Annotated in this window: 7 protein-coding genes; 5 read left to right on the top strand and 2 right to left on the bottom strand. The window is 57.8% G+C overall.

The features are described from left to right. Window positions 1-119 precede the first annotated feature (119 nt). A complete protein-coding gene (locus Poly24_RS17915) occupies window positions 120-896 on the bottom strand; it encodes a zinc-dependent peptidase (protein ID WP_145098507.1) in 777 nt (258 codons plus the stop codon). Window positions 897-1,319: 423 nt separating this feature from the next. Between Poly24_RS17915 and miaB the strand changes: the two genes are divergently transcribed. The 3 genes from miaB to glgX all read left to right on the top strand — a co-directional run bounded on the left by miaB (window position 1,320) and on the right by glgX (window position 7,299). Beyond that, window positions 1,320-2,738 (top strand): tRNA (N6-isopentenyl adenosine(37)-C2)-methylthiotransferase MiaB, encoded by a 1,419-nt coding sequence (gene miaB / locus Poly24_RS17910; RefSeq protein ID WP_145098504.1) that lies wholly within the window; start codon window positions 1,320-1,322, stop codon window positions 2,736-2,738. A gap of 192 nt (window positions 2,739-2,930) precedes the next feature. Next, entirely contained in the window at window positions 2,931-4,100 is a 1,170-nt protein-coding gene (locus Poly24_RS17905) for a sialidase family protein (RefSeq protein ID WP_145098501.1), read from the top strand. Window positions 4,101-5,208: 1,108 nt separating this feature from the next. Next, window positions 5,209-7,299 carry a glycogen debranching protein GlgX gene (glgX, locus tag Poly24_RS17900; RefSeq protein ID WP_145098498.1) on the top strand — a complete coding sequence of 697 codons (2,091 nt, stop codon included), beginning with the start codon at window positions 5,209-5,211 and terminating at the stop codon, window positions 7,297-7,299. Here the strand turns inward: glgX and Poly24_RS17895 are convergent. Then, complete coding sequence (locus Poly24_RS17895) at window positions 7,293-7,724, bottom strand: hypothetical protein (protein WP_145098495.1); 432 nt, start codon at window positions 7,722-7,724, stop codon at window positions 7,293-7,295. The genes glgX and Poly24_RS17895 overlap by 7 nt on opposite strands. A gap of 200 nt (window positions 7,725-7,924) precedes the next feature. Between Poly24_RS17895 and Poly24_RS17890 the strand changes: the two genes are divergently transcribed. Together Poly24_RS17890 and Poly24_RS17885 are read left to right on the top strand one after the other, a co-directional pair. Then, window positions 7,925-10,447, top strand: a complete 2,523-nt coding sequence (locus Poly24_RS17890; RefSeq protein ID WP_145098492.1) for a DUF3656 domain-containing U32 family peptidase — start codon at window positions 7,925-7,927, stop codon at window positions 10,445-10,447. A 437-nt stretch (window positions 10,448-10,884) separates the two neighbouring features. Then, window positions 10,885-11,853 (top strand): DUF1559 domain-containing protein, encoded by a 969-nt coding sequence (locus tag Poly24_RS17885; RefSeq protein WP_145098488.1) that lies wholly within the window; start codon window positions 10,885-10,887, stop codon window positions 11,851-11,853. The last annotated feature ends 98 nt before the right edge of the window (window positions 11,854-11,951 follow it).

Here is an 11,951-nt window from a genome sequence, read left to right as displayed (position 1 = left end):
AGGGTGTTCGAAAAGTGCAGTGGCAACGCGGTGGATTCCGTTTTGCTGCCTCAACCCACATCGTTCTTGTTGGTGTTGCGGATGCGCTTCTGTTGCGGAGGGGTGTCCAAAATGGCAGCCTACGGCGATGGTTGGACGCCCCAGAGTTTGGTCAACAATTGGCAGACTTCGGGATCGTGCTGTTGCAGTTCTTTGTGGTCGAAGGGGAAGAAGTCGTTGCGCGTGAAAAAGGCTTCGGTTGTCTCGGCGAAATATTCTTGCGGGTTGGTCAGCGCATAGGCGCGGTCGAAGCGTTTGTTCCCTTCGGAATCTTGCCGCTCCACGCGATCATAGCCGCCGCTCGCTTTGGCTTTTTCGAAAGCCGATTGCAGCGGTTCGTTTTGAAAGCCATCGGGAAGTTCGCGATGGTGGTAGGCGTGGGCGAGTTCGTGCAACGCAAAGTTTGGCATCCGTCGCGTTTCGGCGGCGAAGATGCGGATGTTGGTAAATTCGACTCCGCGGGCCATCGCTGGATCGCGCCCGTTGGCTCGCAGCCAATCGCCGCTGGGATGGTATTCGGCTCCCGGAGGGATGCCGGGATATTGCGGCGAAAACCAGAGCGTTACGTTTTGCAGGCGGTCGACTGCTGCCGAGGGAACGACGCGGCAGATCTCGTTCAATTGAAGGGTTAACAGCTGCAGTGCCTGTTCGGTCGCCGGACGCGTTTCCGGTTCGAGCAGTTCGAGGTGGATTTGCACCGTCCAGCCGGAGAGGTCTTTCGCCGCGTAACTCGGTGCCGTGGAGGTTGACTCTGCCGGTTGAGGCGGGGCTATCGCGGCGGCGGAGCGCGCGAAGATGAGGCTGGCGAGAAGGTAAATGCTGGCTAACGCAGTGGTTTGAATAGCGGATTTCGACATCGAGCGAGCCTGGGGGTGATAGCAATTTGTCGGGAGGAGCGGCGGGAAGGGGGGCGGATTGGGTAGACGCGGTCCCTTCGCAGTGGAAGGTCCAGTCTATCCGCAGCGGCTTGCGGTCACAAAGCACTAGCCTTTCAGGCACTTCCGCTGGTAACATCTACACCCATCAGGGCTTAAGTTGGGGTGCGTGTTCGGGATCCCGGACGCGGATACGAAACGGGAATTGCTATCTGGAAGCTTATGCCGCGTGGGTGCTGACTACATAAATATGATCCTCTGGGTGGTCGGGTCGATGCTGGCCGTGGGGATTTTGATGGGCTTGATGCGTCGTCGGCGCGATCAATTGGTCCAGGAACTTCGAGAACACGTCGAGCGTGAGCGTTCGACTGACAAATCGCCAAAGAGCGAAGCTAAAAGTAAAACATGACGAAACGACTTTATATCGAAACGGTCGGCTGCCAGATGAACGTCTTGGACAGCGAGATGGTCGTAGCCAACCTTCGGCAACACGGCTACGAGGTCGTGCAATCGACTGAAGATGCCGATGTGCTGCTGTACAACAGTTGCAGCGTTCGCCAGATGGCTGAAGAGAAAATCTACAGTGCTGTTGGCGAAGTCAAACGGATCAAAGAAGCGCACCCCGATCGCGTGGTCGGCATCATGGGCTGCATGGCTCAGAAGGATCAAGCCAAGATTTTTGATCGCGCCCCGCACGTCGATCTGGTCATCGGCCCGGGACAGCTGCATCAGATCCCCGACTTGATCCAGCAGGTTCGCGCTGGCTCCGGGCCTCAGGTGATGGTCAGTCTCGGGCGTAAGGAAGGTACGCAAGAGGATATCCGTCGCAGTCACGAGACGTTTGATCCGTTGCGGGATCCGTCGATGCGGCCGACTCCGTTTCAGGCCTATCTGCGGATCCAGATCGGTTGCGACAAATTCTGCACCTATTGCGTTGTGCCAATGACTCGCGGTCCGGAACAGGGACGCCGGCCTTCGGAGATTTTGCTGGAAGCGCAAACGCTGGCCGATCAGGGCTGCAAAGAGATCACGCTGTTGGGCCAGACGGTCAACAGTTACAAGTACAGCGAAGATGGCACGACGACACGGTTGGCCGATCTGCTGCGATCGCTGCACGAGATCGACGGCATCGAGCGGTTGAAGTTCGTGACGAACTATCCCAAGGACATGACGGAAGATCTGCTGCGAACGGTGCACGAATTGCCAAAGTGTTCGCCGTATCTGCACGTTCCCGCGCAAAGTGGTTCGGACGAGATCCTGAAACGGATGAAGCGTGGTTACACGATCGCCGACTACCGGGCGATGATGGAGCGGATCCACAAGTTCCTGCCCGAAGCCTCGGTCAGCAGCGACTTTATCGTCGGTTTCTGTGGCGAGACCGAAGAGCAGTTCCAGATGACGATGGATCTGGTTCGCGAGTACCGCTACAAAAACAGCTTCATCTTCCAATACAGTGTTCGCGAAGGGACCAAGGCGAACGAACGATTGGAAGACGACATCCCGCTGGAGGTGAAGAAGCGTCGTAACAACGACTTGTTGAACCTGCAGAACGAAGTCTGCTTGGAAGACAATCAACGCTTTGTCGGCGAGACGGTTCAGGTGTTGGTCGAAGGGCCGAGCAAGAAGTCGATCAAGAACGGCGATGATGGCCCGGTCGTGCAGATGACCGGGCGAACGCATTGCGATCGGATCGTTGTGTTCGATGGGAATCGCCGCCAAGCGGGACAGATGATGGACATCGTTGTTCGCGAAGCACTGTGCCACACGCTGATCGGCACCGTTCACACAAAACACCTTGGCCCTCAAGTTTTTCAGCTGGCTTGATTTTCCGCTTGGCGTGTTCGAGAAGACGTCGTTAGCTCCCGTTTCCGTTAGTTTTTAATTCGCGTGGCCCGAGCGGCAGAGTTTGCTTTTTCGCAGGCAAGTTTGTTTTCCGAGACCACGCACGGCATAGATCGGCTCGGCGCGATGCCGTGGCACCGTACGGATCGATCGTTCATCAAGGACCGATGACAAATGAAAGTTGCATTCTTTCCACTCGCCGTTCTGTTCGTCTCTATCGCGTTGGCGTCCCCAACGCACGCGGACGATCCGCTAACTACGGTCACTCTGGAAACGATCGATCTGACCGACCAGCTGCGCCGCCAAGTCGTCGTCGACCGCGAAACGGGACTCTACCTGGGCTATCCATCGACCACTTTGTTGGATGACGGGCAGACAATGCTGTGCGTTTATGCCAAGGGAGTCGGCCGCGGGGCGATCCTCTACAAACGCAGCGAAGACGGCGGCAAGACTTGGGGGCCACGACTGGCGACTCCCGAAAACTGGTCGACCTCCAAAGAGGTTCCCAACCTGCATCGTGTCGTCGACGCGGAAGGGAAGCGTCGCCTGTTGCTTTGGTCGGGGCTGTATCCGGCACGGATGGCAATCTCCGAAGACAACGGAGCCCAGTGGAGCGAATTAAAGCCAGCCGGAGATTGGGGCGGAAGCGTTGTGATGGGGTTCGTCGAACCATTGAGCACCCCAGGGCATTATCTGGCGATGTTCCATGACGACGGTCGCTATTTTACCGAACATGGGGGGAGCACCGAGACGGTGACCCTTTATAAGTCGTTGTCCACCGACGGAGGCCTCACGTGGTCGCGACCGGAATCGGTTCACCGGTCCAGTGCGATCCATCTTTCGGAGCCCGAGTGCATTCGTTCGCCTGATGGCAAGCGGTTGGCTGTGCTGTTGCGAGAGAGTCGGTTGCGAAAGAATTCCCACGTGATTTTCAGTGATGATGAAGGCAAGACGTGGACCGCACCACGCGAGTTGCCATTGGCGCTGACCGGCGACCGACATGTTGCCAAATACGATTCGGACGGTCGTTTGCTGGTCAGTTTCCGCTGCCGTTCACCGCATCATGCTGCCAAAACACGTCCTTTTGAAGGGCATTGGATCGCATGGGTCGGCACCTGGGACGATCTCGTTGACGGAAAGCAGGGCCAATATAATGTGCGGCTGAAAGAAAACACCAAGGGCTACGACACGGGATATTCGGGGGTCGAGATCCTCCCCGACGGAACCTTTGTTGCCACCTCCTACGGCCACTGGGATGAAGGTTTGGATCCCTACATCCTTAGCGTCCGATTGAAGCTGGCACAGTTGGACGAAATGTCGCAAGGGGCTGCTTCGCCGCAGTGATCGTTCGTCCGCAGGGGGACCTTTCCCTAGCTGTTGGAGCGACCAACAGCATTGGATCGTTGGAGGTCAGCCCGCGCTGACCGCTGTTCCCCCGTCGCGTCTCCGTGGAGAGGCCGGGGGGGGGCTGTCAGTTATACGTAAGGCATGATGAGTTGTCGCGACCGAACGCTTGCCCGGCCAGTGAGAAGTCTTTCGTTCGTCGCAGACCGTTCCACATCGCAATCATCCATGTTAGGGCCGCAGGCTCGACCATTTGCATAGCCCAGGCCATCGGCCTGGGTTCTAGGGGCGTTGATTGACATGGTTGGGCTGAAGGCCCGGTCGATTGTCACCACCACTCCCCCGGGGCGTTGCCCCTTCGCCTGTTGTGAAATGAAACCGGGCGCCGTCGGCTGATACCCAGCCCTGCAGGCTGGGCTATGCAAATTGCTGGACCTTCGGCCCGTGCCAGGAATGTGCGTGTCCCCTTTTGCCCCTATCCGATGATCGACCGATCGGCGTGATGGAAGGGTTGCCGGGATTTTGCCAACTGTTGCGGCTGCCAGTGGGGAGCGGTCGGTTGCCATCGAGTGCTCGCGGAACCGGACACGCCTGGGATGACACGACGACGTTTCCGAATGGTTATTGCTGTCAATCATCGCGCGACCGGAGACTTTGCCGCACCGGAATGATCGGAATTTTTTGAAAATAATTTGGAGGATTCTTCTGTTACAGCGTTCCTGAGCCGCTTGAAGGCGGTTCTGCTTCCATTGTCACTACGGTGTGGGGACGATCGTGTCCTGTCGAGGGGGAACGGAGAAAAAACGCCAAGGGGAAGGCAACGGCCTCATTGCAAGGTATCTTGTGGTCTAGGTCTGGTTGATGTTTACGCGAATTCGCAATAAACATTGCCGGAATGTCCGTCCTTTCTTCGCTGATCGAAAATGAAGGTGTTTCTGGTAGCGGTTCGCTAGATGATCCGTTCGGCCGTCGCTCAAAGAAAATTGAACGAAGCTGAACGAAGATTCCAGCCGACATCGGCAGCGGGGGGTATTGTTTTTACATAGGCAATTTGAAGCCTGTCGATGAAAGTACCCCTTGAGTCATGCTCCAGAAGGATCTCCGAAATATGCTCATGCGTCACCCGCACCCCGAGTTGCAATTCGCTTACCAACTGCCTTACGGGGCGGTCGTGAAGCCCAATGGCGTCCAGTTCTCTGTTTACAGCCGTTCTGCAACCTCGATGCGTTTGCTGCTTTACAAGAACGTCAACGACCGCGATCCGTCGCAGGTGATCGAATTCGATCGCGACGTCGACCGCTGGGGGGACATCTGGAGCATTCAGGTTCCGAATATCAAGCCGGGCCAGCTGTATCACTTCCAAGCCAGTGGACCTTTCGATCCTGAACGCGGCCAGCGGTTTGACGCTTCGGCGCGATTGATCGATCCCTACGCCAAGGCATTGGCTGGCAAGTTCCAATCGAACGAAGACGGGATCACCCGTCCGCCGAAGTGCGTCGTCGTCGACGACAGCTTCGATTGGGAAGGCGATCGCCACTTGCGGCACGATCTTTCCGATTCGGTGATCTATGAGATGCACGTCCGCGGCTTTACCAAAAGCAAGACGGCGAAGATCAAAAATCCCGGCACCTACCTGGGCGTGATCGAAAAGATACCGTACCTGAAGTCGCTGGGCGTAACGGCTGTCGAGTTGATGCCGGTTCACGAGTTCCCGATCGAAGCGACCAACGGCGAAAAACTGGAACGGCCGAACTATTGGGGCTACGACCCGATGGCCTTCTTCGCGCCGCACCGTGGCTATGCGGCCGGCAAGCAGCCGGGGGCGCAGGTCAACGAATTCAAAGAGATGGTCAAGGCGTTGCACGCCGCCGGGATCGAAGTGATCCTGGACGTCGTCTTCAACCACACGTGTGAAGGGAACGAACAGGGACCGACGTTGAGCTTCAAGGGGCTCGAGAATTCGGTCTACTACATCCTTTCCGAACAAGAGCACTACACGAACTACAGCGGTTGTGGAAACACGGTCAACGGAAACCATCCGGTTGTCCGCGAGATGATCTTCCATTGCCTGCGACACTGGGTGCACAACTACCACGTCGACGGTTTCCGGTTCGATCTGGCGAGCATCTTGAGTCGCGATCGGCACGGCAACTTGGTCCCCAACCCGCCGATGGTCGAATTGATCGCCGAAGATCCGATGTTGGCAGACACCAAGATCATCGCTGAAGCTTGGGACGCCGCGGGAGCTTACCAAGTCGGCTCGTTTGGCGACCTGCGTTGGGCCGAATGGAACGGTCGCTTCCGCGATGACGTTCGCGGTTTCTGGCGTGGCGATGGCGGAACGCTCGGCGCCGTGGCAACTCGCCTGGCGGGCAGCAGCGACCTGTACCAACACGCTGGTCGGGCTCCGTTCTGCAGCATCAACTTTGTCACGTCGCATGATGGCTTCACGATGAACGACCTGGTGTCGTACCGTGACAAGCACAACATGGCCAATGGCGAAGACAATCGCGACGGCGACAACCACAACATCAGCGACAACTACGGTATCGAAGGCCCCACGCGGCGACGCGGGATCCAATCGGTTCGTGAACGTCAGATCAAGAACATGCTGTCGACGCTGTTGCTCAGCCAAGGCGTTCCGATGCTGGTTTCGGGGGATGAAACCCGACGCACGCAAAAGGGAAACAACAACGCCTACTGCCAGGACAACGACATCAGTTGGTTCGATTGGCGATTGGTCGAGAAGAACGAATCGATGGTTCGGTTTGTCCAGGGGCTGATCAAATTCCGCCGCGACCAACCGACGATGCGACGCAAGAAGTTCCTCACCGGGCGACCTGAAAACGGTCGCAAGATCCCTGACGTTTCGTGGTTCAACGCCAACGGCGACGCGCTCGATTGGCATCAACCCGAATTGGCGATGTCGGCTTATTTGGCCGCACCGTTGAAAGCCGACGATCCCGACGGGATGGGACGCGATGTCGTGATGTTCTTCAATTCGACCGGAGAGCGGAAGACCTTCAACATGCCATTGCACGGCCGTGGGATGAAGTGGAATCTGTTTGTCGACACGACGGCGCCTTCGCCAGCGGATATCTATCCCGATCTGGACGGTCCCGTGCCGGTCAGCGGTCAAGCGATCGACCTGTCCTATAAAGGGCTGATGATCTACGTTTCCGAATTGGTCAATCAGTAGTCGACGTCGGCGGGCGGCTCTTCGGAGCCGCGAGCCAGATAGACGATGACAGCGCCGCCAGCGGCGGTGCTGATCGCTTCTCCATAAGTCCAGATCGCGGGCATGCCGGTCGCTAGGTCGACCCACCATTGCAAACCGCCCAGGACAACGATCCCCCAGCCGAGCTTCAACACCAACGCTCGGTATCGCGGCAGGTCGCGGGCCAGTTCCAGGACCGCGACGCCTAGCATTCCGTAGACCACCGACAGGTGCCGAGCCAGGTACCAGGTGAGCCGGTGGTCGGGGAAGCCGTCGATTTCAAAGAATTCCGCTGTCGCGATCATCCACGATCCAGGCATCGCGGCCGCGAAGAAGGCGGAAAAGACGACGCCGCCAAACAGCAGCAGGTACCAATAGAGCAGTCGATGGCGAGTGGCCGTTTTCATCGGTTGCGGTCCGGTGGGAAACAATTCGTTTTCGTGCGGGTGATGATACCACGTGCAGGCAGGTTTCCAGCCCGGAGGTGTCAAAACGGGGAAAGTGCGGTCGGGCTAAAAAGTTGAACGTACGCTACAATGCGAGAGTGCGATGAGGCTGCGTTTGTCGAGCCTCCCACGCCTCTGTTCCCCAACCGCAAAAATCTACCTTGTCCACCTCATCGCTCGATCGCCCATCGCCCCTGCCTCCCGAACTGCTTGCTCCGGCGGGCGACATCGATTGCGTTCGCGCGGCGATCGAAAACGGTGCCGATGCTGTCTACTTCGGCCTCGACTGTGGATTCAACGCCCGGGCTCGGGCCCATAATTTTGGCCCCGCCGATTTGCCTGAGGTGATGGATCTGCTGCACAGCCGCGGACTGGCGGGCTACGTCACCCTGAACACGCTGATTTTTCCCAGCGAACTGCCGGCGATCGCCGACCTGTTGCGACAGATCTCCGACGCCAACGTCGACGCCGTCCTGGTGCAAGATCTCGGCTTGGTTCGCTTGGTCCGGCAACTGGTTCCCGACCTGCCGATCCACGCGTCGACGCAGATGACGATGACCAGCGCCCAATGCATCGACGAGATCGAATCGCTGGGGATCGAACGCGTGGTCGTCGGCCGCGAACTGTCGGTCCGCGAGATCAAGGCGATCGCTCAGAAGACGACGATGCCGTTGGAGTGTTTCATTCACGGCGCGTTATGCGTCGCCTATTCCGGCCAGTGCCTGACCAGCGAATCGCTGGGGGGCCGCAGTGCCAATCGCGGCCAGTGCGCGCAAGCCTGTCGTCTGCCGTACGAGCTGATCGTCGATGGCCAGGACCGCGATCTGGGCGACCAGAAGTATCTGTTGAGTCCTCAGGATCTGGCGGGATACGCGTTGATCCCCGACCTGATCGATGCCGGCGTCTGTTCGCTAAAAATCGAAGGGCGATTGAAGACGCCCGAATATGTCGCCAACATCGTTCGGCATTATCGCAAGGCGATCGACGACGCGATGGCAGGCCGCGCGGTCCATCTGACCGAGACCGAAGTCCGCGAGATGGAGCTTTCCTTTTCGCGCGGCTTCTCGCCGGGCTGGTTGGAGGGTTGCGAGCACAAGCGTTTGGTCCCCGGGCAGAGTTCCGCTAAGCGTGGCGTCCGGGCGGGAACGGTGATCGCAACGAATCGTCGCGGCGTGATCGTCGACGCGGAGATCCCGCTGAATCGCGGCGATGGGGTCGTCTTCGATGGCGATCGGGATCAGCAAGCCGAACAGGGCGGACGGCTGTTCGATGTCCGCGCGTTGGATCGCGAGGATCCTTCGCGAGTCGAACTGCAGTTCGGAACCGGAGCGATCGATTTCGATCTGCTGGAACCGGGCCAAGCGATGTGGAAGACCGATGATCCGAAGCTGAACCAGAAGCTCAAGCGAAGCTATTCGCAAACCGATCCGGTCCGCCGGCGTCCGCTGCGTTTGCGCGTGACAGCCGCAGTCGATCAACCGCTGCGCGTCGTCGCCGAAGCGGCTGGCATGGCACCGGTCGAAATCGAATCGGACCAAGCGATGGTCGAAGCTCGCAAGCATCCGATCGACGAAGCAACGCTTCACGCCCAGTTGGGGCGGATGGGCGGGACCGCGTTTGAATTGACGGCGCTCTCGGCCAAGATCGTCGGCCGTCCAATGTTGCCGCTGAGCGTGTTGGGACGGTTGCGACGCGAACTGGTCGCGGCGCTGGAAGCTCAAGCGATCGCGCGGCCGCCGCGGCGGTACTGCGAATCGGCGCTGGCCGATCTGCAGCAGAGTGTTTCGAAAACGCAAGCCGCAGCAGCGAGCGAAGCGGGCCGCGTGCCGACGCTGCACATTTTATGTCGCACGATGGACCAGATGCAGTCGGCGATCGACGCCGGGATGCGGGATCTGTATGCCGATTTCCACGACATCCGCGAGTATCGCGGTGCGGTGGCGATGGCGCGGCAGGCCGAAGCCAGGATCGTGCTGGCGACGCCGCGGATTCAGAAGCCCGACGAATTCGGGCTGTTCCGCGCGATGCGACGCCATCAGCCCGACGGCTACCTGGTTCGCAATTTGGCCGGCCTGCGATATTATCGCAACGAAGGCTTCCCAGTGATCGCCGACTTTTCGCTGAACGCGACCAATGAAATCTCCGCCGATCATTTGATCGCACAAGGAGCGACGCGGATCACTCCGTCGTACGATCTGAATCGGCAGCAATTGACCGAACTGATCGAAGCGGTTCCGAGCGGATGGTTGGAGATCGTCGTGCACCAACACATGCCGATGTTCCACATGGAGCATTGTGTCTTCTGCAGCGTGCTGTCACCGGGAACCAACAAGACCAACTGTGGCAGGCCATGCGACCGGCATGTCGTTCACTTGCGCGATCGGGCGGGGATGGAACATCCGCTGCAAGCCGACGTCGCTTGCCGCAATACACTCTTCAATGCGGCGGCTCAGAGCGCCGCAGAGATCGTCCCGTCGCTGATCTCCGCCGGCGTCGCGGCGATGCGGATCGAGCTGTTGGAAGAGACGGGGCCCGAGATCGCGCGGACGATCGAACTGTATCAACAGTTGTTGCGCGGCGAGGTGACGGGCAAAGAGGTCTGGACGCAATTGCGAGCCAGCAACCGCGTCGGCGTCACCCGAGGCACTCTCGAAGAACGCCGCAACCCACTGACGATTCTCTAAATCGCGTACGACAGAAGCTCTGCCCTACATCACTACTTAGGAAAACTCAACACTTGAATTGTTGGGCATACAGGGTGTGTAGTTTACCATGGTTTGGCTGTCTATATATCGGCAGTGTTACTGTGAAGGGGATCATTTGTGCGGGCCGGTTTGGTTTGTTTATCATGGTAACTTGAAGGGTTTGCGGGAAATCTGTAGATTCACCCTTCTTCATGTGTAATCTGGCACCCAAGTCAGTTTGTGTGTGTCAATTATCTTTCCGCAAAACGGTGCTCCGATTGAACCGCTGCAGGTTCGGAAATTAGATCTCGCGCGTTGTCGATGCGATATTCGATCGAAATGTAGCGCATTGGAGTTCACTGTTAGCTTGGTTTAACAATGTATGAGTTTGGTGGAGGGTTCGCGCTGCGAGCACTCGACCATTCGGAGATTGCCAGATGATAAATCGATTGAAATCGAACGGCGGCCTGCGATCGCAGGGTTTTACGCTGGTTGAACTGTTGGTAGTGATTGCGATCATCGGGATCTTGGTGGGGCTGCTGTTGCCGGCGGTCCAAGCGGCGCGTGAGGCCGCTCGGCGAATGCAATGCTCTAACAATCTGAAGCAGATTGGTTTGGCGATGCACAACTACCACGACACGCACCTGCGATTTCCTCCAGGAAGTATTGGAACCGCTTTCACATCGTCGTCGACCGATTTGGATAACAAATTTGGACCGTTGGTTCACATCTTGCCCTACATCGAGCAAGGGCCGTTGTACGATCAGGTCGACTTCAACGTCAGTTTTTGCGCTCCAGTGAACCACAAGATTGCCGCGACACGGATCGATGCCTATCTGTGTCCTTCGTATGCCGGAGAGGAATCGGGTAAGGACCAGTTCTATCAATATGGTGGCTCGAATCCATCATTCGATGCTGTGATCAGTAACTACTTAGCTGTTGGCGGCTATCATCCGACCGGGCATCAGAATTTTAAGTCGACGACGACTCTGGGCGATTCGAGTCGCTACGGGATGTTCTTCGCGAACAGTAAGACTCGGATGGCAGATGTCATCGATGGCACCACGAATACCATGATGTATGCCGAATTTCGGCCGACGATTATGAAGGATATCGGTTGGTCCACCTGGAAAGTCAACTCGCGCTGGAGTCCTTGGGTGGGCGGGATCTATTTGGAAGGTAGTGGCTCGACACGGGGCACGCGGTATGGACCCAACCAATTGACGCCCTATACCGGCAATCAAGCGAACGATTGGACTTTGTTGCCATTTAGTTCTCAGCATCCAGGCGGGGTCCAAATCGTGATGGCCGATGGAAGCGTTCGGTTCGCTGCGGAGACGGTCGATATCCTCACTTGGCGCGCCATCAGCACAAAGGGCGGGAACGAAACGGTCGCGCCCTGGTAGCGGAGCGTGCAGCCTCACGTTGTCACTTGCTTGACAATCGGTATGGAAATCATGAGTAAACCGTTGCTGGCAGTTCGTGGACAACGAACTGCCAGTCG

The sequence above is a fragment of the Rosistilla carotiformis genome (assembly GCF_007753095.1).
Lineage (GTDB): Bacteria > Planctomycetota > Planctomycetia > Pirellulales > Pirellulaceae > Rosistilla > Rosistilla carotiformis.
Note: the sequence above shows the minus strand (reverse complement) of the source record. Positions and strands in the feature narration are given on the sequence as shown.

Bases quoted from the DNA above. Each gene is read 5' to 3' on its own strand.
- Poly24_RS17915 (WP_145098507.1), bottom strand. From the start codon at position 896: ATGTCGAAATCCGCTATTCAAACCACTGCGTTAGCCAGCATTTACCTT.
- miaB (WP_145098504.1), top strand. From the start codon at position 1,320: ATGACGAAACGACTTTATATCGAAACGGTCGGCTGCCAGATGAACGTC.
- Poly24_RS17905 (WP_145098501.1), top strand. From the start codon at position 2,931: ATGAAAGTTGCATTCTTTCCACTCGCCGTTCTGTTCGTCTCTATCGCG.
- glgX (WP_145098498.1), top strand. From the start codon at position 5,209: ATGCTCATGCGTCACCCGCACCCCGAGTTGCAATTCGCTTACCAACTG.
- Poly24_RS17895 (WP_145098495.1), bottom strand. From the start codon at position 7,724: ATGAAAACGGCCACTCGCCATCGACTGCTCTATTGGTACCTGCTGCTG.
- Poly24_RS17885 (WP_145098488.1), top strand. From the start codon at position 10,885: ATGATAAATCGATTGAAATCGAACGGCGGCCTGCGATCGCAGGGTTTT.